Raw genomic sequence first — 18,717 nt, 5'->3', positions numbered from 1 at the left:
GGATATCGACATGCAGGCAAACATGGCCAGTGGCGGGGCCGCGGTGTCGCTATCGTCCCTTTTCGTCGAGAAATCCTTTGATGAGCTTCCCGGCTGGGGCGCGGACGATCATCTGCCCGCATTCGAAGCCTTCCGCCGTTCGGCCTTCCATGTCCTGAAGAAGCCTTATCGCACCGGAGCGCTTGGTGTCCGGTTCGACGCCTTCGCCGGCGCCTATGACGAGGCGCGCTCCGTTTCGCCGGCGAATCGGAACGACGCTCGCGCCTTCTTCGAGCGCCATTTCGTTCCGGTCCGGATTCAGTCTGAAAACCCCGGCCTTGTTACCGGCTTCTACGAGCCGGAGGTCGAGGCCTCGCCGGTGCGCACGGATGAATTCACGGTGCCGCTGCTGGCGCGGCCGGGCGATCTCGTCGACATCGGAGATGCCAACCGTCCAGAAGGCATGGACGAGTATCTGGCCTTCGCCCGTGAGACGCCGCACGGGCCGTTAGAGTATTTCGACCGCGGCCAGATCGAGCGCGGCGCGCTCACCGGGAGAGGCCTTGAAATCGCCTGGCTTGCGGAAAAGGTCGATGCCTTCTTCGTCCATGTGCAAGGCGCCGCCAGGCTGAAGATGACCGACGGCCGGCTCTGCCGCGTCACCTATGCCGCCAAATCCGGCCAGCGTTTTACCGGTCCGGGCAAGATTCTCGCCGATCTCGGCGAGATCCCGTTGGAAAAAGTGACGATGCAGTCGATCCGCGCCTGGTTCAGGGCACATCCTGACCGCATCGACGAGATCCTCTGGCAGAACCGCTCCTACATCTTCTTTCGCGAAGCAGCGGTCGATGACGCAGCGCTCGGTCCGATCGCCGCCGCCAAGGTGCCGCTCACACCGGGGCGTTCGCTTGCCGTCGACCGGCTGCTGCACACATTCGGCACGCCCTTCTACATCGACGCGCCGACGCTGACCGCCTTCGAGCAAAAACCGTTCCGGCGGCTGATGATTGCGCAGGACACCGGCTCGGCCATCACCGGGCCCGCGCGCGGCGATCTGTTCGCCGGTTCGGGCGATGCCGCCGGCGAGATCGCCGGGGTTGTTCGCAACAAGGCAGACTTCTACGTCTTGCTTCCACGCGTCGTTTCGGGGGCGGCACGATGAGCCGGCGCCCCGATAAGCTCAGTGAAGACGACCGGGTGTTGTGGAACCTGGTGGCGCGCACGGCGCGGCCTTTGAAGGGCAGGATGGCGGTCGACATTCCCGACATCGCCGACCCCAAACCGGCACAGACGCCGGTCGCTGTCGGCCCGGTCGTTGCCGCCAAACCGAAGGTGCAACAGGTTTCGCAGGCACTGGACGAGCCGACGCTGGACAAGCTGAAGAAGGGCCGGCTGCCGATCGAAGGCCGTGTGGATCTGCATGGCATGACCCAGGACGAGGCCTATTCGCTGTTGTTCTCGTTCCTGCATCGGGCGCATGCCGGCGGCATCCGCTATGTCCTGATCATTACCGGAAAGGGCTCGTCGTCGGGCGGCGACGGCGTCTTGCGGCGCGCTGTGCCTGCCTGGCTGTCGACGCCGGCCTTCAGGCCGCTGGTCTCCAGCCACGACCACGCCGCCCGCAACCATGGCGGTTCGGGCGCGCTCTATGTCCGGCTCAGGCGGCTGCGCTGATGGGGTCGGTCCGATGACGCCATTTGGCGAAAAACTGCGGGCGCTTCGCGCCGAGCGCGGGGTCCGCCAGAAAGACATGGCGCAGGCGATCGGCGTCAGCGCCGCCTATCTGTCGGCACTGGAACATGGCCGCCGCGGCGCGCCGACCTGGACGCTGATCCAGAAGATCATCGGCTATTTCAACATCATCTGGGACGATGCCGAAGAGCTGGCGCGGCTGGCCGAGGCATCGCACCCGCGCGTAAAGCTCGACACGTCCGGGCTCAGCCCCGCCGCGACCGAACTTGCCAATCTGCTGGCCGAAAACATCGAGAAACTGGACGAAGCCGAGCTTCGCCGCATCACCGCGTCGATCCGTGCCGCACTTGGACGCACTGGATAGGATGGCATGAGGCGCTTGCCGGCGTTCGCCTCAATTGCAGACGCGATCGCCGGCGAGGCATTGCATCACTTCTTGCCGGCAGTGCTACCCCGGCCGCCATTGTCGTGGTGGTCGTGGCCATGGCCCTCGTGGCCAAGGCAATCCGCAGTGCCGGCGCTGCAGCAACGGCCAGCCCACCAGTCGTTGACCTTGGTGTCGGAGCAGGTGATGGTCTGATCGGCCAAGGCCGACCCGGCCAGGGACGACGCCGCGACGGCGGCAAGGAAAGCAGTGCGCAGGAAAGAAGTCATTGGAAGTCTCCGTGATTGGGTTCTGGTTACGGCTATGTGTCGCCGGCACAGACGGTTTGGTTCATGGAGACTGAAAAGAATTTTTGGGAGGCGGTTCGGAGGCCTGCCTTTCGTCATCCACGGGCGAAGCGGACGCGCAGACCCAAGGACCCATGCTGCGAACGACGAGCGCCCCGACGGCGCGATAATCCGGCAATGCGGGGGATCAAGATGACGGCGCTTGCTCCTGCACCGTTGCGTCTATCCCAATGTCACGGCAATGCATCCCAAGGTCTCCGCGACGGAGCTTTGCTCCTGCTCGCCCTGGGATGACGAGGCCGCCTTAGCCCGGTTCGCTACTGGACCGCGCCCACCAGCACCTGCTGGCCACCGCGGATCGAGACCCAGCGGCCGGTGTTGTCGATCGCCTGCCGCTTGAGGAAGCGGTAGCCGGTGGCGTCCCAGATCTTCACCCTGTCGGTCAGGTTGTCGAGGACGTAGTCGCCCTTGTCGGTGCGCACCGTCAGCACGGCATGGCCTTCGCCGTCCGGCTTGCGCACGACGGTGATCAGGAGATCGGCCAGCGACACGCCCGAGCGGAAGAGTTGGCGGCGCTTTTCCAGCACATAGTCCTCGCAGTCGCCGACGCCCTTGTCGGGATAGGCCCAGACTTCGTCCTTGCCGTAAATGTCGTAGTCGCTCATCGGCTTGACGGCGGCGTTGACCCTTGATGTCACGTTGATCAGCTTGCGCATGAACGCGTCGGTCATCGCGGCGGGGTTGAGATTGCTTGGCCGGATCGAGCATTCGCCTGGATGCGACTTGCAGAAATCATAGTGGCCGATCGGCTGCGAGGTCATGCCGCCGGTCGCCATGGCGCCGCCCGCCGATGCCGGCGCCGCCCAGCATCCCAAAACCGCAAGCCCTGTTGCCGCACACAAGCGCAGCGTCCGTGCCATCGCTGAGGAAGTCATTGTCCCCGTTCACCCTTGTTGTTAACGAAAGGTTAAAGGGGATTTACAGTCCGTGTCAATTATGGGGGGAGGTAGATTCTCCGGCATGGTTACCCGCGCCCGCCCGACAGCGTCTATTGTGCAACAGAACGCCTCTGGCGTGCGAAATCGCCCCGCTTCTGCAGGCAACGCACGCCACAGCCGTATCGAGCCTCAACCCTTGGCGGAGCGGACCAGCCTCGGTCTCACAGCAACGCGGTTCTGGCGGCCATAGCTGGTGATGAAATCGACGATGCGCGGCACGATTTCCGAGCGGAACCGCGAGCCGTTGAAGACGCCGTAATGGCCGACGGCCGGCTGCATGTAGTGGGCATGCCGTTCGGCCGGAATGTTGGGGCAGAGGTCATGCGCGGCCTGGGTCTGGCCGAGTCCGGAAATGTCGTCGTTCTCGCCTTCGACGGTGAACAGCGCAACGTTGCGGATCGCCTTGGTGTCGACGATTTCGCCGCGATGCATCATCTCGCCCTTGGGCAGCGCATGGCGCACGAACACCGTGTCGACGGTCTGCAGATAGAACTCCGCCGTCAGGTCCATCACCGCCAGATATTCGTCGTAGAAGTCGCGGTGCTTCTCGGCATTGTCGCCGTCATGCTTGACCAGGTGCATGAAGAAGTCTTTGTGAGCGATGATGTGGCGGTCGAGGTTCATGCTCATGAAGCCCGACAGCTGCAGGAAGCCCGGATAGACCTCGCGGCCGAAGCCCGGCACCGGCCAGGGCGCGTTCATGATGACGTTGTCGCGGAACCAGTCTATGCCCTTTTCCTTGGCCAGAAGGTTGACCGCGGTCGGGTTGCGGCGAGTGTCGATCGGCCCGCCCATCAGCGTCATCGTCGAGGGCACGAAGGGATCGCCGCGCTTTTCCATCAGCGCCACCGCCGCCAGCACCGGCACCGAAGGTTGGCACACCGCCATCACATGGGTGTCCGGCCCCAGCGCATGCAGCATGTCGATGATGTAGTCGATGTAGTCGTCAAGGTCGAAATGGCCGTCGGTCAGCGGCACCATGCGGGCATCGACCCAGTCGGTAATATGCACGTCGGCATAGGGCAGCATCGCCTCGACCGTGCCGCGCAGCAGCGTCGCATAATGGCCCGACATCGGCGCCACGATCAGAAGCTTGGGGTCGGCCTTGCGCCCGGCAGGCACCGATCGTTCGAAGCGGGTGAGGTTGCAGAAGGGCCGCGACCACACCGTCTTTTCGTTGACCTCGACGCTCTTCCAGTCGACCACGGTCTTGGTCAGGTCGAAATGCGGCTTGCTGTAGCGGCGCGTCGTGCGCTCGAACAATTCGGCGGCCGCAGCCACCGAGCGGCCCCATGGCGTGTGCGAAAACGGGTTGAGCGGGTTGGTGTAGAACAACCGCACCGCATCGGCGTAGAGCCGCGCGGGCTGCAGGGCGGCATGGTTCATTTCGTAGAGCTGGTAGAACATCAGGTACTCCGCAGCTGCCGTGACCGAAGGGACGACGAGCAGCGCCGATCCTTGAATGTCTCGCGCGGAGGTTAACAAGATATTGCTGCGACGCAATACGTCACGTGGCGTGACATATGCAATTCTTTGGTCCAAGGCCTTGAGAATCCGCTTCGAACGGGGCCAGCCGGCTCACTGTGCAGCTGCGAAAGCGCGGCCGTCGGATATAGGGAGCAGGATGCGTCCGGCCCGAATGGGCCGGACTTGGAAGATCAGACGCGCGCCATGCAGACGGAGGTATGACCGGAGCCGATGAAGCCGAGCTGGCCGGCGGCGCCCTTCGACAGGTCGAGCATCCGGCCCTTGATGAACGGGCCGCGGTCGTTGATGCGCACGACGACGCTGCGGCCATTGTTCTGGTTGGTCACCTTCAGCCTGGTGCCGAAGGGCAGGCTGCGATGCGCGGCGGTCATTGCCGACGGGTTCATGCGCTCGCCATTGGCGGTCCGGGAGTGCAGCGCGTACCAGGAAGCACGGCCGCATTGGCCGGCGGCGGAGGAGGCGGATGCGCCGACCATCAGGCCAGCCGCGATCGTTACCGCGACAAGCGCGGTCTGGTTTATTGTCTTCATGTGTGGGGTTGGCTCCGTTCTTTGGACAGACCCCAGCCGTTAAGTGTCGAATAAGGCAGGAAATGCGGCAGGTATCTGGCGGTTCCGTGGCACTGGCACACGTTTGGAGTCACTGGGAAACAGTCTGTTAGGGATATTACGTACCCGACTGCCGGTATCGCTCGTGATATTTCGAGCCTCACTGCAGATGCCTTGAGCAAGACAAGACGTTATAGTGCAAGTAAAGGCACACGCGATTGGACACCGTCCTTTCGCTCTTTCATCACGGCCGTTGCGCAGCGGACAATCGACTTGGGGGAAGGAATTCGGGCGATGAGACTGTTCAGGTATTTGCTCGCACTGATCGTCCTGGCCATGGGCCTGCTGTGGTCGCTGCAAGGCCTGGGCGTGGTCGGCGGCAGCTTCATGACCGGCCAGTCGCAATGGCTCTATATCGGCATCGTCACCATGCTGGTTGGCCTGGTCGGGATGGTGTGGGCGAGCCGGTCGCGCAGCTGAGCGGGCGTGGAACGACCGCCGACGGTCTTCAGCTTGATCGTTGGCGATTGTCGAAAACGTTCATACGAAGCTGGGAGGCTCCCGACAGCATTCGCCAAGACCTTTGCGCCGCGTGAACTAGCCGAACAGATTGTCCAGGATCCTGCCTTCGAGGCGGGCGAGCTCGACAGAGCCGCGCCGGCGCGGTCGCGCCACGGGGACGTCGACGTCGAGCGCGATCTTGCCGGCGCTGATCACCACCACCCGGTCGGCAAGCGCCACCGCTTCGGCCACGTCATGCGTGACCAGCACGGCGGTGAATTTCTGTTCGAGCCAGATGCGTTCCAGAAGCTGCTGCATTTCGATCCGGGTCAGCGCGTCGAGCGCGCCGAGCGGCTCGTCGAGCGCCAGGATCTGCGGCTGGCCGATCAGCGCGCGCGCCAGCGCCACGCGCTGTTTCTGGCCGCCCGACAGCACGGACGGCCATTCGTCGGCCCGATCGGCAAGGCCAACCGCGCCCAGTATGTCGAACGCGCGCCGCCTGGCTTCGGCGCCGGCGGCAATGCCGGTCAGTCCGACCTCGACGTTTTTCACCACGCTGGCCCAGGGCAGCAGCCGCGGTTCCTGAAACATGAAGCGCGTGCGGCTATGTCCCTGTTCTTCCGCGCCGAATGTCAGGGCACCGGCGGTTGGCCGGTCGAGCCCGGCGAGCAGCCGCAAGAGCGTGCTCTTGCCGCAGCCGCTTTTGCCGATGACGGCAACGAACTGTCCGACCGGCACGTCGAGATCGATGCCGTCGAGCACGATCTTGTCGCCGAAGCGCTTTGCCACGTTCTTGAACCCAAAGGCGCGCTGCCTTTCGAGGGGCTCCTCCGGCCGTGGCGGCGGCGCGGCGACGAAGGAGCGGACGGCGGCAAGACTGGCGGCGGGCATCAAGACCTCTCAAGCGTTCTGGAAGGCGGGATGCCAGCCGAGCGACAGCCGCTCGAGCAGGCGGGCGAGGCTGTCGGCGAGCTTGCCGAGCAGCGCGTAGATCAGGATCGACAGCACGACGACATCGATCAGAAGGAACTCGCGGGCCTGCATGGCCATGTAGCCGAGGCCGGAACTGGCCGAAATGGTTTCGGCCACGATCAGCGTCAGCCACATGATGCCGAGCGCATAGCGCAGGCCGACGAAGATCGCCGGCAGCGCGCCTGGCAGGATGACCCGAAAGAACAGCGCGCGGCGATCCATGCCGTAGACCCGGCCCATCTCGACCAATTGCGGGTCGACGCTCTGGATGCCGAGCAGCGTGTTGACGTAAATCGGGAAGAACACGCCGAGCGCCACAAGGAACAGCTTGGCTTCTTCGTCGATGCCGAACCACAGGATGACCAGCGGGATCAGCGCCAGATGCGGAATGTTGCGGATCATCTGCAGCGTCGTGTCGGTCAGCCCGCGACTAAGCGTCGAGAGACCGTTGGCAAGGCCGAGCGCGAAGCCGATCGAGCCGCCGACGGCAAAGCCGGCCAGCGCGCGTGCCGTGCTGACGCCGACGTTTTCGATCAGTTCGCCCGAAAGCGTCAGCCGCCAGAATGCCTCTGCCACCGCGCTTGGCGCCGGCAGCACGTTTGCCGGCATGATGCCGGCGCGGCTGGCGGCCTCCCAGCCGACGAGAACCAGCGCCGGCAGCAGCCAGCCGACGCCGTTTTGGCCGATGCGCTGCGCCAGGCTCATGACGAGGCCTGCAGGCGGTTGGCGCCATGGAAGCCGACCGTGAATTCGTTGGCGATGTTCTCATGCGCCCGCTGCCGCCTGGTGCCGAGCCCAAGCCGCGGGAACAGAAGCTCGGCGACCCGGTAGGCCTCTTCCAGATGCGGGTAGCCGGAGCCGATGATGGTGTCGATGCCGATCGCCTGGTATTCGCGGATGCGCTCGACGATCTGCTCCGGCGAGCCAACCAGCGCCGTGCCGGCGCCGCCGCGCACCAGGCCGACGCCGGCCCACAGATTGGGCGAAACCACGAGCCTGTCGCGGCGGCCGCCATGCAGTTCAGCCATGCGCCGCTGGCCGACGGAGTCCATCTCCTTGGTGAAGCGCGCCTGGGCGTTTTCGATCTGGACGTCGGTGACATGGCTGATCAGCCGGTCGGCCGCGCGCCAGGCCTCTTCCTCGGTCTCGCGCACGATGAAATGCAGCCTGATGCCGAAACGCAGTTTTCGGCCGCGCCGTTCGGCCTTCTTGCGCGCGGCGCTGAGCTTCTCGGCAACCTGCGCCGGCGGCTCGCCCCAGGTCAGGTACATGTCGACCAGGTCGCCAGCGAGTTCCTGCCCGGCATCCGACGATCCGCCGAAATAGAGCGGCGGCCGCTCCTGGCTCGGCAGAAGATCGAGCCGGCCATTCTCGACGCGGTAATATTTGCCGTTGAAATTGACACGCTCGCCCGACACCAGCGCCCGCCAGATGGTCAAAAATTCATGCGCCTGGGTGTAGCGCTCGTCATGCGGCAGGAAGACGCCGTCGCCGGCAAGCTCCGTCGGATTGCCTCCGACCACGACATTGAGCAGCAGCCGGCCATTGCTCAGGCGGTCGAGCGCCGCCGTCTGGCGCGCCGCGAAGGTCGGCAGCGTCACGCCGGGCCGCAGCGCGACCAGGAATTTGAGCTTTTCGGTCAGCGTCGCAAGGCCTGTCGCGGTGATCCAGGAATCCTCGCAGTTCTGCCCGGTCGGCAACAGCACACCGGGAAAACCGAGCCGGTCGACGGCCTGGGCGATCTCCTTGAAATAGGCGAACTCCGGCGGCCGTTGCTGTTGCTCGGAGCCGAGATAGGATCCATCGCCATGCGTCGGGATGAACCAGAAGAAATCGAGCGGTCTGGTAGGCGCGGTCATGGCGAGCTCCGGAAAAAACTGCGGGAACGGCGAACGGCGCCGGGCGTTTCCACCCGGCGCCGCCGCGCAAAGATCAGTTGCCCGGTGCGGTCCACACCGCGTCGGAGATGCGGACCGCTTTCGGGATGAGCCCGAGCTTAAAGAAGCGGTCGGCGGTCGACTGCTGCCCGGCGATGATCTCGTCGGTGATCGGGAAGATGCCGAATTTGGCGCGCTTGGCGGCGATCGTCTGCGCGTCGAGCGGCACGCCGGTCACCTCGTGCAGCGCCGCTGCCACCTTGTCGCGGTTCTGGTCGGCCCATTTCGCTGCTTCGCCGAGCGCCGCTATCGTCGTGGTGACGACTTCGGGATGCGCCTTGGCGAAATCCTTGTTGGCGAGGAAGTAGGTGTTCACCTTGAGCACGTCGCTGGAGCGGACGAGCACGCGCGGCTGGTAACGCGTCTCGGCGATGGCGAAGAACGGATCCCACACCGCCCAGGCATCGATCTGGTCGCTGGCGAAGGCTGCCGCCGCGTCGGCCGGGCTGAGATAGACCGGCGTGATCTGGTCGAAGCCGATGCCGGCCTTTTCGAGCGCGGCAACAAGCAGATTGTGTGCGCTGGTGCCCTTGCCGACGCCGATGCGCTTGCCCTTGAGGTCGGCGAGCGACTGGACCGGTGAGGCCGGCTTGACGAAGATCGCCTCGCCTTGGCCATTGGACGGAAGTGCCGCGGCATAGACGATATTGGCGCCGGCCGACTGACCGAAGATCGGCGGCGCGTCGCCGGTCCAGCCGACATCGATGGCTCCGACATTCAAGGCCTCGACCAGCGGCGGGCCCGCGGTGAACTCGACCCATTTCACGGCGACGCCCTTGTCGCTCAGCGCCTTCTCGATCAGCTGCTGCTGCCTGGCGATGACCGGCAGGCCGGTCTTCTGGTAGCCAATGTTGAACTGCTTGAGCTCTTGCGCCGAGGCGCCGAACGAGGCGGCAACGCCCGCCGCCAACAGGCCAATGCCGAATAAACGTCTGGTCAGGCTGAACATGATCCCTCTCCTTGCTGCGACAGGCGCCCGGAAAACCGCGGCCGGTTGGAAGATGGATCGAGGCTAGGTAGTTCTATAAATTTAGTAGAGGAATGATTTTGCGAGTTGGGTCTCCGTGGCGGAATTACTTTTCCGCGCCGGGCGCTGAACGGCTGTCAATATCGCCGGCTTCGCGCCAAACGGGTCACCATCATCACTGCGACCAATATTGCCAGGCCCAGTAAAACCCTTCGTCGCGTGGCGGCAGGCGGTCGCGCTCGGCGTCCAGCTGCACCGGCGCCGGCGACCTGGCCTCGTCCTGAACCGGCCGGCTCTCTTTGGTCCAGGCGAGCAACCAGTTGCCGAAATGGGCGAACAGCACGGCGGTGGAATGGGTCATCGTCATTCCTTCTTCTCCCGGTCAATCCTTTCCCGCCCACGGAACCAGCTGACGCTCGATCCGGCGGATGATGAATTCCAGCACGAAGGCTATTGTCGCGATCACCAATATGCCCATCACCACGACATCGGTGACCAGGAACTGGGCGGCCGACTGGATCATGAAGCCAAGGCCGCGCGTCGCCGCCACCAGCTCGGCCGCGACCAGCGTCGACCAGCCGGCGCCGAGCGCGATGCGCAGGCCGGTCAGAATCGACGGCAGCGCGCTGGGCAGGATGACGTGGCGCACGACCTGACGCTGCGTCGCGCCGAGCGACCGCGCCGCGTTGACACGCTCCTGCGAAACGCCGCGCACGCCCGAAGCCGTCGACAGCGCCACCGGCGCCAGCATTGCAATGGCTATCACCAGGATTTTCGATGGCTCGCCAATTCCGAACCATATGATGACCAGCGGCAGATAGGCGAGCGGCGGAATCGGGCGCAGGAATTCGAGCAGCGGATCGAAGATGCCGCGCCCGACCGTCGAAATGCCGATGGCCAAGCCGACCGGCACGCCAATGACGATGGCGGCGAGCAGCGCCGCGAAGACGCGGCCGAGGCTGGCAACGACGTGCTGAAGCAGCGTGGCATCGACGAAGCCGTCATTGATCACGACAATGAACTTGGTCCACACTGCGGCGGGCGATGGCAAAAACACCGGCGATACCAGCTGCAAACGGGCCGACAGCGCCCATGCGGCCAGCACGACCAGAATGGTGGCGGCGCTGACCGCGCGGGAAGAGATCCAGCTGCGTATAGGACGTGGCCGCGACCACGGCACCGAGATGGCATCGGTCTCGCCGGTCCCAGTGGTCGGCCGTTCGCCGTAGGAGGTGACGCTCATGCCGCTTCTCCTTCGAAGATCGCGTCGGTCACCTCGCCGCGGGCTGCGGCAAAGGCTGGATCAGCCTTGATGCTGCGAATGGCTTCGCCGCCCGCATAGCGCCGGCTGAAGCCGGTTTCGAATGTCCGCACCACATGTCCGGGTCCCGGCGCCAGCACAACGATGCGTGTGGCCAGCACCAGCGCCTCCTCGATGCCATGCGTGACCATCAGCACGCCCACCTTGGCCGCCGTCCACAGATCGAGCAGCGTCGTCTGCATGCGCTCGCGCGTCAGCGCATCGAGCGCGCCGAGCGGTTCGCCGAGCAGCAGGAATTCGGGTTCGGCGGCGAGCGCCCGGGCGAGGCCGACACGCTGGCGCATGCCGCCGGACAATTCCCAGATGCGCTTGTCGCCGACGCCATCGAGCTTCACCAGCGCCAGCAACTCGTCGGCGCGGCGTCCTCGCTCCGCCTGCGGCACGCCGCGCAGCCGAAGCGCAAAGGCGACGTTTTCACGCGCCGTCAGCCAGGGAAACAAAGCATCGTTCTGAAATACAACGGCCCGGTCGGAGCCTGGGCCGGTGATCGGCCTGCCACCGATCGTGGCGATGCCGCGCGCGGGTTCGACCAGGCCGGCGGCGACGTTGAGCAGCGAGGTCTTGCCGCAGCCGGAGCGACCGACCAGCACGACGAAATCGCCCTTGGCGACATCGATGGAAACGCGTTCGACGGCCGGCGCAGCCTGGCCGTCATAGTGAACCGAGACTTTGTCCAATACGAGATGCGGGTCCAGGACGAGGTGCGGCATGAAAATTGGCTCCGAAAGAAATCCGCCTGCCCCGGAAACCGCTCCTCGTTAGGCGGATCCGGGACAGGCAACACGCGGCGTCAGGGAAGAAGAAACCGCGTGTGTCACGAGAGCGCCGCGTGGCCGCCAGGGGCACACAAATGACGCCCTAAAACTCAGGTGTCAGTTCGAGGCCAGCGCCTCGGTCACATATTTCGACGACACGTATTTCGAATAGTCGGGCAGCACGGCGTCGATCTTGCCCTGCTCCTTGAGGAAGGCCGAAGCCGCCTCGATCGCCTTGACCGTGCCGCCGCCGAGGAATTTTTCCGACGCCTGCTCTTCCAGCGTCGGGAAGACGTAGCCTTTGAGCAGCTGCGGCACTTCTTCCAGCTTGGCGCCGGTGATCTTGGCGATCTTTGCAGCCTCCGGCGACGACACCGACCAGGCGTCGGGCTTGGCCAGGAACTGAGCGTAGGACTCGCCCGTCACCTTGACGAAGTCGCGCACGGCTTCGGGGTTCTTCTCGGCAAAGTCGGTGCGCACGATCCAGGCGTCGAAGGTCGGCGCGCCCCAGGCGGCAACCTGGGAAGAGTCCAACACCACCTTGCCTGTCGTCTTGATCTGGCCGAGCGCCGGATCCCAGACATAGGCTGCGTCGATGTCGCCACGCGCGAAGGCGGCGGCAATTTCCGGCGGCTTGAGATTGAGGATCTCGACCGACTTCGGATCGACGTTTTCATGCTTCAGCGCCGCGAGCAGGCTGTAGTGCGTGGTCGAGACGAACGGCACCGCCACCTTCTTGCCGGCGAGGTCGGCGATCTTTTCGATGCCGGAGCCGTTGCGGGCGACCAGCGCTTCGGATTCGCCAATCAACCCGACGACGAAGATGGTCTGGATCGGCAGGTCGCGGCTTGCGGCAGCCGCCAGCGGGCTCGAGCCGACATAGCCGATATCGACCGAGCCGGAGGCAACGGCGGCGATGACATCGGCGCCGGAATCGAATTTGCGCCAGTCGATCGTCGCCTTGGTCGCCTTTTCATAGGCGCCGTCGGCCTGCGCCACTTTCGAAGGTTCGACCACCGTCTGGTAGCCGATGGTAATCTTGAGGTCCTGCGCCTGGGCCGGGCCGAGGAAGGCCGCACCCGCCAGGGCTGCCGACGACAGGAGGACAATGCGTCGTGAAATGCTGGACATGAAAGGCTCCATGAAAGAGAGAAAACCGGATGCCTGTTCATAGTCAGCTAATTCTATCGTTCTTGTAGAGTTAAATCCTTCCAAGCAGAGCGGGCTTGTTAGAAAAAAACCACCGGCTGATGCCGGCGGGGAGAGGGGCACATGTCGAGTGCGCCGAATTTCCGCCCGCAGGCCGCCATCATTGCGCTTCGACGGATAATCATCGACGAGCGGTAGTCACTTTCACGCGATGGTGTAAGGGGATTGCCGGGACCAGGTCGCCTCGACCTGCCTCCAGGAGACAGTCTTATCATGCTGGTACGCCTGACCATGATCTGCAGCGGCGCAACGCCCGCCACGCGCAAGGGGTCGTTTCCCCTCGACGAGGCGCTGGAGCCGCGATCCCTGGCGCTGGCGGCAACGATGACCCTGCGCCGCGCTGATCGGGTCTGGACAAGTCCGGCGTTGCGCGCCCGCCAGACCGCCGAGGCGATGGCGGTCAAGCCCTCCGTCGAGCCCCTGCTGGCCGAGCAGGATTTTAGCCATTGGGCCGGCAGGAATTTCGAGGAGGTGCAGGCGCTTGAGCCGGAGGGCATCGTCGGCTGGCTCAGCGATGCCGAGGCCGCTCCGCATGGCGGCGAGTCGCTGGCCGATGTGGCGAAGCGTGTCTCCAGTTTCATGGGCCGCCTGATCCGGACCAGCGGCCACACCGTCGCGGTCACACACGCCAGTGTCATCCGCGCGGCCATCGTCCTCGTTCTCGGCGCACCGCTTTCGGCTTGCCGCAGGATCGATGTCGAGCCGTTGAGCCTCACTGATTTCCGCAGCGACGGCCACCGCTGGATGCTGCGTTCGACCGGCGTGCCGATGGCCAAGCCTGCCAAGGCCGACCGGTTGCAACGCGACGGCGCCCAATCCTGAGCGGAGGGTTGGGCATTCGTCCCCGCCATACCGATCTTGGATGCCGGCAGCGAACGAGATTGCGCACAGTGCCGTGGTCGAGCAAATCCATGCTGCAAACAGCCGCTGATTTGAAAACACGTTCCGCCGCTTCGAGGGTAAGTATAGTAATCTTATCGACATTAAGGATGGAGGAGACGATGCGCGGCCACTCTGCGTCCATGGATCGCTCGCGGCGTCCACCTGCCTTGCGGCCCAGTCTGTGACCTTAACGGCACAAAGTCCTGCTAAAGTGGCCTCTCGGGCGTGAAAACGAAGCAAAATCAAGGTTCCTCGGCTTGTACATCATGTCACTAGAATTTATGTGTCAAAGCAGCTTGCACGCGGCGGGGAGGCACGTCAGGCGTTTCGCAACCGATGGTTCTGAACCATCGCCTGACAGGGAAACGTTCGCGCTATGCTCACCAAAAAAGGCAAGTACGGCCTCAAGGCGCTGGTCCATCTGGCGCAGTTGCCGGTCGGGCAGCTCGCCTTCGTCGGCGATATCGCCAGCGGCAACAACATCCCGAAGAAGTTTCTCGACGCCATTCTGGGCGAATTGCGCAATGCCGGATTCGTCCAGAGCCGCAAGGGCAAGGAAGGCGGCTATCGCCTCGCGCGCCCGGCCGACGAGATCAAGGTCGGCCATGTCGTGCGTGTGCTCGACGGGCCGCTCGCGCCCATCCCATGCGCAAGCCGCACCCAGTATCAGCGCTGTGAAGACTGCAATGAGGCGACATGCCAAGTCCGACATCTGATGCTCGAGGTCCGGCAGGCAATCGCCGAGGTGCTCGACCAGCGCTCGCTTGCGGAAATGCGCGACATCGCCCTCGACGACCTTACGGTCGCGAAGGACATCGACGATTTGGCGCCGGCGCAAAAGGTCCTCGCCTGATCCTCAGCGTGCTCGCATGAGTGTCGCGCGCACCAACTCCATCATTATCGTCGGCGGCGGCGCCAGCGGCGTCGTTCTCGCCGCGCATCTCCTCAAATCGCCCAATCCGGATCTGCGCGTCACGTTGATCGAGAAGCGTCCGCATTTCGGCCAAGGCATCGCCTATTCGACGCTGTTGTCGGCGCATGTGCTGAATGTCAGCGCCGCCGGGATGAGCGCCTATGCCGACGATCCCGGCAATTTCTGGCGCTGGCTGCAGGCCCGCGGCCTGGTGAGCCAGGAGCAGACGCCGCAGACACCCTTCTATGCGCCGCGCAGTGTCTATGCCCGCTATCTCAAGGAACTGCTGGACGATCTAGAGGCACGGGAAAAGGAAACCGGCCGTCTCAGGCTGATCCGCGAGGAAAGCCTGTCGATCTCGCCGACCTCTTCCGGGGTTGAAGTCACGCTGGCAAACGGCACCAGCGTGGTTGCGCATTTGGCGGTGCTCGCCACCGGCCATGACGAACAGCCCGGCGCCGGCCAGGGCCATGCCATCCGCATGGGGACCGAGGCCGATACCGCGCTCGACCCTGAAGCCCGTGTGCTGGTGCTGGGCACCGGGTTGAGCATGGTCGATGCGTTCCTGTCGCTCGAGCAGCGCGGCCACAAAGGCGAGATCGTCGCTGTATCCAGGCGCGGCCTGCTGCCGTCGCCGCACCGCAAGGGCAACCCGATCAAGCTCGATGTCGCCGACATTCCGCTCGGCACTCAGCTGTCCTATTTCGTAGGCTGGTTTCGCGACCTGATCCGCGAAAACCAGAAAGCCGGCATCGACTGGCGCGATGTCGTCGATGGTCTCAGACCCTTCAACCAGAAGATCTGGCAGAACTGGCCGTCCTCGGCCAAGCGCCGTTTCGTCGAACACACCAAAGCCTGGTGGGACATCCACCGCCATCGCCTGGCGCCGGAGGTGCATGCCCGCGTCACCGAGGCGGTGCGCACCGGCCGCATCCGGCCCGTCGCCGGCCGTGTCGTCGGCATCGAGGCGGGCGATGGCTTCGCCGTCGACATCCAGTCCCGCCACACCCAGGCGCTGGAAACGCTGAAGGTCGCCCGCATCTACGATTGCACCGGCATCGCCAGGGACATCTCGACAACGTCGAACAGCGTCGTGCGCTCGCTGGTCGACCGCGGCCTGGCGCGGCCGGACCCGCTGCGGCTCGGTCTCGATGTCTCGTCCAAATGCGAGATCATCGCCGGCGACGGCACCGCTTCAGCCAAGATTCTCGCCGTCGGCCCGCTGACCCGCGGCACGTTCTTCGAGATCGACGCCATCCCGGATATTCGCGTCCAATGCGCGCGGCTGAGCAAGCAATTACTGGGCTAGGGCAATTCCGGAGCGACCATAAATTTGACAGACCCGTTGCGGCGACAATCGCGCATCCGATTTCAGGCTGGCCATGCGCCACCTGGCGGGAGGCAAAAGAATGGCCGGTGCAGGGGATGCTTGGGTTGAAAGCGCTCCGCACCGGCCATTGCGGGATTAAGCTTGGATTTGGGATCGTCGCCCCGCACTGGCCAGGTTACACAAATATTAGCCATAGCTCAATTAAGACTGAAGTCCCTCCCGCAAGGGAACGTCCGGACACCGTTCCGGAGAAAGTGTGAGCGCTTTCCCCGGGCAAAGCGCGCAGCGCCTACCCAGGAAAGTGCGTCAAAACCAAAGAGAGAGCGTTCACCCGCCCAATGCCTCACACACCAGGCGCGCGGTTTCGGCGCCGGAAAAATTCTGCTGGCCGGTGATCAGATTGCCGTCGCGCACGGCAAAGCCGCGCCACAGCCCGGCCTGGACATAGTTGGCGCCGACCGCCCTCAACTCGTCCTCGATGCGCCACGGCATCAGATGCCTGCCGCGTTCCAGCGCACCCATCGCCCAGGTCGCCTCGTCGGCAAAATCCTCCTCGGCATTGGCAAAGCCGGTCACCGTCTTGCCGGCGACAAGCAGCGTTCCGTCGGCGCGCCGGGCATAGCGCAGCAGCGCCGTGCCGTGGCACAGCGCCGCCACCACCTTGCCGGCGTCGTGGAAGGCGACGAAAATCTGTTGCAGCGTTTGCGCGCGATCATAGCTGAACATCGGCGCCTGGCCGCCGGCCACCACGATGGCGTCGAAGCGCTCGACATCGATCTCCGCTACCGGCCGTGTCGTGTCGACCAGCGCAGCCAGGTTCGGGCTCGCGATAAAGCCGAGTGAAATCAGGTCAGTCTCCGAATAGCCGGAGGGGTCGCGCGGGTCGCTCAGTGCATCGGCCTCGCATTTGCCGCCATCGGGCGAAAAGATCTCGACGGCATAGCCGCGCTCGGTGAAGGCGAACCAGGGGTGGGTGAGCTCGCTCCACCAGAAGCCCACCGGCCAGCCGGTCGTGGTCGACACAGCCGGATTGGCGATGACGATCGCCACGCGTTTCGGGCTCTTGGCATTAACCGGATTGGGGTCCCGAACGCTCATTGCTGCTCCTCCTGATAATCCTTTGCCGATAAAGCCCGACGCCACAACCCAGCCAGATGGCCGGGCAAATTCCGCTTCCGTCTCGGCGGCGCCTTGCCTAAAATCGGCGCATGACCCAACGCGGAAGACTTTATGGCTGCCCGGTCGAGTTCGCGCTCGACGCGCTCGGCGGCAAGTGGAAGACGGTGATCATCGCGCGCATCAAGCAAGGGCCGCTGCGCTATTCCGACCTGCGTCGCCTGATCCCCTCGCTGTCCGACAAGATGCTGACGCAGCGCCTGGCCGATCTTGTCGAGATCGGCTTCGTCGTGCTCGAGACATCGCCCGACGGCAAGGCGCGCTATGCCTTGACCAAGCGCGGCCACGATCTCGCCGGCGCCCTCCAGGCCCTCTACGACTGGGGCAGCGTGCATGGCCGCGCCGAAGGCGTGCGCTTCCGCACCGATATCGACGCGGCCGCCTGACATCGACCTATCTCCCGTCGGCTTTGAGCGCACCGCAAAAGCCGGCGACGTCGGTGATGACGGCCTCGCCGAGGAAGCGAAGCGTCGCCATCGAGCGATCGCGGGCTTCGCTGTTGCCGAAACCGCAGGCATCCTCGATCACTATCGCCGCGAAGCCATTGTCGGTGGCTTGGCGCACGGTCGGCTCGATGCCGATCTCCATGGCGATGCCGGCAATGGCGAAGGCACCCACGCCGCAATCGTTCAGCGCAAAGCCGAGCGCGGTGGAATCGAGGGCCGACATGGCCAGCTTGTCGAACACCGCCTCGTCGGCGCGGGGCGCAAGTTCAGGAACAATCTGCGTCGCCTCGGCGTCGCGCAGAAACCACGGCTCGACGGCGTCGGGATTATCACGTCGCTGCCAGGCCATGGCGGTGCGCAGCTGGGTGGCGCCCATCCATTTCAGTGGCAGTGACAGATGGCGGGTGAACGCCACCCGCATGCCGGCCGAGCGGGCGGCCTCGAGCACAATGCCGGTGCGCTCGACGATATCAGCCGCGCCGGCCACCTGGCGGCAGATGCCGACCTGCATGTCGTAGACCACCAGCGCCATGCGCCTGGGGTCGCACCATTCCGCCAGGCTGGTGGGGATCTCGATGCCTTCGCGCGACCGGATCATGCCGCGGTCCGGTCCCACGGGGTGGCGATGTCGACGGTCGGATCGAACAGATATTCGAGCGGCAGGGGTGCGGAATCGAAGGCCAAAAAACCCCATTCCAGCAGCCCGGCCTTGGACAGCGGAAAATCGTCGGTGTAGCGCCGGGCTTCCTCGACGCTGTCGAGCTCGAAGACGATGATGACGCCGCCGACATCGGCGCGCGCATAATTCTCCCGCACGATGCCGGCCTTCCACAGCCGCCAGACATTCGACACCTCGTCGCGCAGATAGGGTTTCAGATCGTCAAGCGTGACGCCGGGCTTGAAATTGTCATAGGCGATGATCTTCATCGAG

At 64.5% G+C, this 18,717-nt stretch carries 23 protein-coding genes; 8 read left to right on the top strand and 15 right to left on the bottom strand.

Features of this window, described 5'->3' with window-relative positions:
* Nucleotides 1-43 precede the first annotated feature (43 nt).
* The 3 genes from mltA to ACWTU9_RS23360 are packed head-to-tail and all read left to right on the top strand — an operon-like array spanning nucleotide 44 to nucleotide 2,035.
* Complete coding sequence (gene mltA / locus ACWTU9_RS23370) at nucleotides 44-1,141, top strand: murein transglycosylase A (protein ID WP_455860436.1); 1,098 nt, start codon at nucleotides 44-46, stop codon at nucleotides 1,139-1,141.
* On the top strand, nucleotides 1,138-1,653 hold the full coding sequence (locus tag ACWTU9_RS23365; RefSeq protein WP_455860349.1) for a Smr/MutS family protein: 516 nt from the start codon (nucleotides 1,138-1,140) through the stop codon (nucleotides 1,651-1,653). Before mltA ends, ACWTU9_RS23365 begins: the two co-directional genes overlap by 4 nt.
* A 13-nt stretch (nucleotides 1,654-1,666) precedes the next feature.
* A complete protein-coding gene (locus ACWTU9_RS23360; protein ID WP_454590130.1) occupies nucleotides 1,667-2,035 on the top strand; it encodes a helix-turn-helix domain-containing protein in 369 nt (122 codons plus the stop codon).
* 65 nt (nucleotides 2,036-2,100) lie between these two features.
* Here ACWTU9_RS23360 and ACWTU9_RS23355 read toward each other — a convergent pair whose 3' ends face one another.
* The 4 genes from ACWTU9_RS23355 to ACWTU9_RS23340 form a co-directional block, all read right to left on the bottom strand.
* Nucleotides 2,101-2,325, bottom strand: coding sequence for a hypothetical protein (locus tag ACWTU9_RS23355; RefSeq protein ID WP_455860348.1), 225 nt, complete (start codon nucleotides 2,323-2,325; stop codon nucleotides 2,101-2,103).
* A gap of 335 nt (nucleotides 2,326-2,660) precedes the next feature.
* A complete protein-coding gene (locus tag ACWTU9_RS23350) occupies nucleotides 2,661-3,278 on the bottom strand; it encodes a transglutaminase-like cysteine peptidase (protein WP_454575724.1) in 618 nt (205 codons plus the stop codon).
* A 192-nt stretch (nucleotides 3,279-3,470) separates the two neighbouring features.
* Entirely contained in the window at nucleotides 3,471-4,748 is a 1,278-nt protein-coding gene (locus ACWTU9_RS23345; protein WP_455860347.1) for a polyhydroxyalkanoate depolymerase, read from the bottom strand.
* Nucleotides 4,749-4,999: 251 nt separating this feature from the next.
* A complete protein-coding gene (locus ACWTU9_RS23340) occupies nucleotides 5,000-5,359 on the bottom strand; it encodes a septal ring lytic transglycosylase RlpA family protein (protein ID WP_455860346.1) in 360 nt (119 codons plus the stop codon).
* A 312-nt stretch (nucleotides 5,360-5,671) separates the two neighbouring features.
* Here ACWTU9_RS23340 and ACWTU9_RS23335 point away from each other — a divergent pair, with 312 nt between their 5' ends.
* Nucleotides 5,672-5,857, top strand: coding sequence for a hypothetical protein (locus ACWTU9_RS23335; protein ID WP_455860345.1), 186 nt, complete (start codon nucleotides 5,672-5,674; stop codon nucleotides 5,855-5,857).
* A 117-nt stretch (nucleotides 5,858-5,974) separates the two neighbouring features.
* Here the strand turns inward: ACWTU9_RS23335 and ACWTU9_RS23330 are convergent, their stop codons facing one another.
* The 8 genes from ACWTU9_RS23330 to tauA all read right to left on the bottom strand — a co-directional run bounded on the left by ACWTU9_RS23330 (nucleotide 5,975) and on the right by tauA (nucleotide 12,961).
* Nucleotides 5,975-6,769: an ATP-binding cassette domain-containing protein gene (locus ACWTU9_RS23330; RefSeq protein ID WP_455860344.1), complete on the bottom strand. Its 795-nt coding sequence runs from the start codon at nucleotides 6,767-6,769 to the stop codon at nucleotides 5,975-5,977.
* A gap of 9 nt (nucleotides 6,770-6,778) precedes the next feature.
* Nucleotides 6,779-7,555, bottom strand: a complete 777-nt coding sequence (locus ACWTU9_RS23325; protein ID WP_455860343.1) for an ABC transporter permease subunit — start codon at nucleotides 7,553-7,555, stop codon at nucleotides 6,779-6,781.
* Nucleotides 7,552-8,709, bottom strand: a complete 1,158-nt coding sequence (gene ssuD / locus ACWTU9_RS23320; RefSeq protein ID WP_455860342.1) for an FMNH2-dependent alkanesulfonate monooxygenase — start codon at nucleotides 8,707-8,709, stop codon at nucleotides 7,552-7,554. Before ssuD ends, ACWTU9_RS23325 begins: the two co-directional genes overlap by 4 nt.
* Nucleotides 8,710-8,782: 73 nt before the next feature.
* The gene (locus tag ACWTU9_RS23315) at nucleotides 8,783-9,736 is read right to left on the bottom strand and encodes a sulfonate ABC transporter substrate-binding protein (protein ID WP_455860341.1); all 954 of its coding nucleotides are present in this window, start codon (nucleotides 9,734-9,736) and stop codon (nucleotides 8,783-8,785) included.
* A gap of 193 nt (nucleotides 9,737-9,929) precedes the next feature.
* A complete protein-coding gene (locus tag ACWTU9_RS23310; protein ID WP_455860340.1) occupies nucleotides 9,930-10,121 on the bottom strand; it encodes a hypothetical protein in 192 nt (63 codons plus the stop codon).
* A gap of 15 nt (nucleotides 10,122-10,136) precedes the next feature.
* Entirely contained in the window at nucleotides 10,137-10,997 is an 861-nt protein-coding gene (locus tag ACWTU9_RS23305) for an ABC transporter permease subunit (protein ID WP_455860339.1), read from the bottom strand.
* Nucleotides 10,994-11,785 carry a taurine ABC transporter ATP-binding protein gene (locus ACWTU9_RS23300; protein WP_455860338.1) on the bottom strand — a complete coding sequence of 264 codons (792 nt, stop codon included), beginning with the start codon at nucleotides 11,783-11,785 and terminating at the stop codon, nucleotides 10,994-10,996. Before ACWTU9_RS23300 ends, ACWTU9_RS23305 begins: the two co-directional genes overlap by 4 nt.
* 162 nt (nucleotides 11,786-11,947) lie before the next feature.
* Entirely contained in the window at nucleotides 11,948-12,961 is a 1,014-nt protein-coding gene (tauA, locus tag ACWTU9_RS23295) for a taurine ABC transporter substrate-binding protein (protein WP_455860337.1), read from the bottom strand.
* A 291-nt stretch (nucleotides 12,962-13,252) separates the two neighbouring features.
* Between tauA and ACWTU9_RS23290 the strand changes: the two genes are divergently transcribed.
* From ACWTU9_RS23290 to ACWTU9_RS23280, 3 genes are all read left to right on the top strand, one after another.
* Entirely contained in the window at nucleotides 13,253-13,861 is a 609-nt protein-coding gene (locus tag ACWTU9_RS23290) for a histidine phosphatase family protein (protein WP_455860336.1), read from the top strand.
* 436 nt (nucleotides 13,862-14,297) lie between these two features.
* Complete coding sequence (locus ACWTU9_RS23285) at nucleotides 14,298-14,774, top strand: RrF2 family transcriptional regulator (protein WP_455860335.1); 477 nt, start codon at nucleotides 14,298-14,300, stop codon at nucleotides 14,772-14,774.
* 16 nt (nucleotides 14,775-14,790) lie between these two features.
* Nucleotides 14,791-16,143 carry an FAD/NAD(P)-binding protein gene (locus tag ACWTU9_RS23280; RefSeq protein ID WP_455860334.1) on the top strand — a complete coding sequence of 451 codons (1,353 nt, stop codon included), beginning with the start codon at nucleotides 14,791-14,793 and terminating at the stop codon, nucleotides 16,141-16,143.
* 348 nt (nucleotides 16,144-16,491) lie between these two features.
* Here the strand turns inward: ACWTU9_RS23280 and ACWTU9_RS23275 are convergent, their stop codons facing one another.
* The gene (locus ACWTU9_RS23275; protein WP_455860333.1) at nucleotides 16,492-17,262 is read right to left on the bottom strand and encodes a type 1 glutamine amidotransferase domain-containing protein; all 771 of its coding nucleotides are present in this window, start codon (nucleotides 17,260-17,262) and stop codon (nucleotides 16,492-16,494) included.
* A gap of 110 nt (nucleotides 17,263-17,372) precedes the next feature.
* Between ACWTU9_RS23275 and ACWTU9_RS23270 the strand changes: the two genes are divergently transcribed.
* On the top strand, nucleotides 17,373-17,726 hold the full coding sequence (locus ACWTU9_RS23270; RefSeq protein ID WP_455860332.1) for a winged helix-turn-helix transcriptional regulator: 354 nt from the start codon (nucleotides 17,373-17,375) through the stop codon (nucleotides 17,724-17,726).
* A gap of 7 nt (nucleotides 17,727-17,733) precedes the next feature.
* Here the strand turns inward: ACWTU9_RS23270 and ACWTU9_RS23265 are convergent, their stop codons facing one another.
* Nucleotides 17,734-18,384, bottom strand: a complete 651-nt coding sequence (locus ACWTU9_RS23265; protein ID WP_455860331.1) for a cysteine hydrolase — start codon at nucleotides 18,382-18,384, stop codon at nucleotides 17,734-17,736.
* Nucleotides 18,381-18,713, bottom strand: a complete 333-nt coding sequence (locus ACWTU9_RS23260; RefSeq protein ID WP_454575733.1) for a hypothetical protein — start codon at nucleotides 18,711-18,713, stop codon at nucleotides 18,381-18,383. The genes ACWTU9_RS23265 and ACWTU9_RS23260 overlap by 4 nt, the downstream gene beginning before the upstream one ends.
* Nucleotides 18,714-18,717: the final 4 nt, after the last annotated feature.

It is taken from the genome of Mesorhizobium sp. 128a, assembly GCF_053848025.1.
Note: the sequence above shows the minus strand (reverse complement) of the source record. Positions and strands in the feature narration are given on the sequence as shown.

Bases quoted from the DNA above. Each gene is read 5' to 3' on its own strand.
- ACWTU9_RS23275 (WP_455860333.1), bottom strand. From the start codon at position 17,262: ATGAGCGTTCGGGACCCCAATCCGGTTAATGCCAAGAGCCCGAAACGC.
- ACWTU9_RS23360 (WP_454590130.1), top strand. From the start codon at position 1,667: ATGACGCCATTTGGCGAAAAACTGCGGGCGCTTCGCGCCGAGCGCGGG.
- ACWTU9_RS23280 (WP_455860334.1), top strand. From the start codon at position 14,791: ATGAGTGTCGCGCGCACCAACTCCATCATTATCGTCGGCGGCGGCGCC.
- ACWTU9_RS23285 (WP_455860335.1), top strand. From the start codon at position 14,298: ATGCTCACCAAAAAAGGCAAGTACGGCCTCAAGGCGCTGGTCCATCTG.
- ACWTU9_RS23350 (WP_454575724.1), bottom strand. From the start codon at position 3,278: ATGACTTCCTCAGCGATGGCACGGACGCTGCGCTTGTGTGCGGCAACA.
- ACWTU9_RS23335 (WP_455860345.1), top strand. From the start codon at position 5,672: ATGAGACTGTTCAGGTATTTGCTCGCACTGATCGTCCTGGCCATGGGC.
- ACWTU9_RS23345 (WP_455860347.1), bottom strand. From the start codon at position 4,748: ATGTTCTACCAGCTCTACGAAATGAACCATGCCGCCCTGCAGCCCGCG.
- ACWTU9_RS23325 (WP_455860343.1), bottom strand. From the start codon at position 7,555: ATGAGCCTGGCGCAGCGCATCGGCCAAAACGGCGTCGGCTGGCTGCTG.
- tauA (WP_455860337.1), bottom strand. From the start codon at position 12,961: ATGTCCAGCATTTCACGACGCATTGTCCTCCTGTCGTCGGCAGCCCTG.
- ACWTU9_RS23300 (WP_455860338.1), bottom strand. From the start codon at position 11,785: ATGCCGCACCTCGTCCTGGACCCGCATCTCGTATTGGACAAAGTCTCG.
- ACWTU9_RS23365 (WP_455860349.1), top strand. From the start codon at position 1,138: ATGAGCCGGCGCCCCGATAAGCTCAGTGAAGACGACCGGGTGTTGTGG.
- ACWTU9_RS23265 (WP_455860331.1), bottom strand. From the start codon at position 18,384: ATGATCCGGTCGCGCGAAGGCATCGAGATCCCCACCAGCCTGGCGGAA.
- ACWTU9_RS23260 (WP_454575733.1), bottom strand. From the start codon at position 18,713: ATGAAGATCATCGCCTATGACAATTTCAAGCCCGGCGTCACGCTTGAC.
- ACWTU9_RS23310 (WP_455860340.1), bottom strand. From the start codon at position 10,121: ATGACGATGACCCATTCCACCGCCGTGCTGTTCGCCCATTTCGGCAAC.
- ACWTU9_RS23330 (WP_455860344.1), bottom strand. From the start codon at position 6,769: ATGCCCGCCGCCAGTCTTGCCGCCGTCCGCTCCTTCGTCGCCGCGCCG.
- ssuD (WP_455860342.1), bottom strand. From the start codon at position 8,709: ATGACCGCGCCTACCAGACCGCTCGATTTCTTCTGGTTCATCCCGACG.
- ACWTU9_RS23270 (WP_455860332.1), top strand. From the start codon at position 17,373: ATGACCCAACGCGGAAGACTTTATGGCTGCCCGGTCGAGTTCGCGCTC.
- ACWTU9_RS23340 (WP_455860346.1), bottom strand. From the start codon at position 5,359: ATGAAGACAATAAACCAGACCGCGCTTGTCGCGGTAACGATCGCGGCT.
- ACWTU9_RS23305 (WP_455860339.1), bottom strand. From the start codon at position 10,997: ATGAGCGTCACCTCCTACGGCGAACGGCCGACCACTGGGACCGGCGAG.
- ACWTU9_RS23355 (WP_455860348.1), bottom strand. From the start codon at position 2,325: ATGACTTCTTTCCTGCGCACTGCTTTCCTTGCCGCCGTCGCGGCGTCG.
- ACWTU9_RS23315 (WP_455860341.1), bottom strand. From the start codon at position 9,736: ATGTTCAGCCTGACCAGACGTTTATTCGGCATTGGCCTGTTGGCGGCG.
- ACWTU9_RS23290 (WP_455860336.1), top strand. From the start codon at position 13,253: ATGCTGGTACGCCTGACCATGATCTGCAGCGGCGCAACGCCCGCCACG.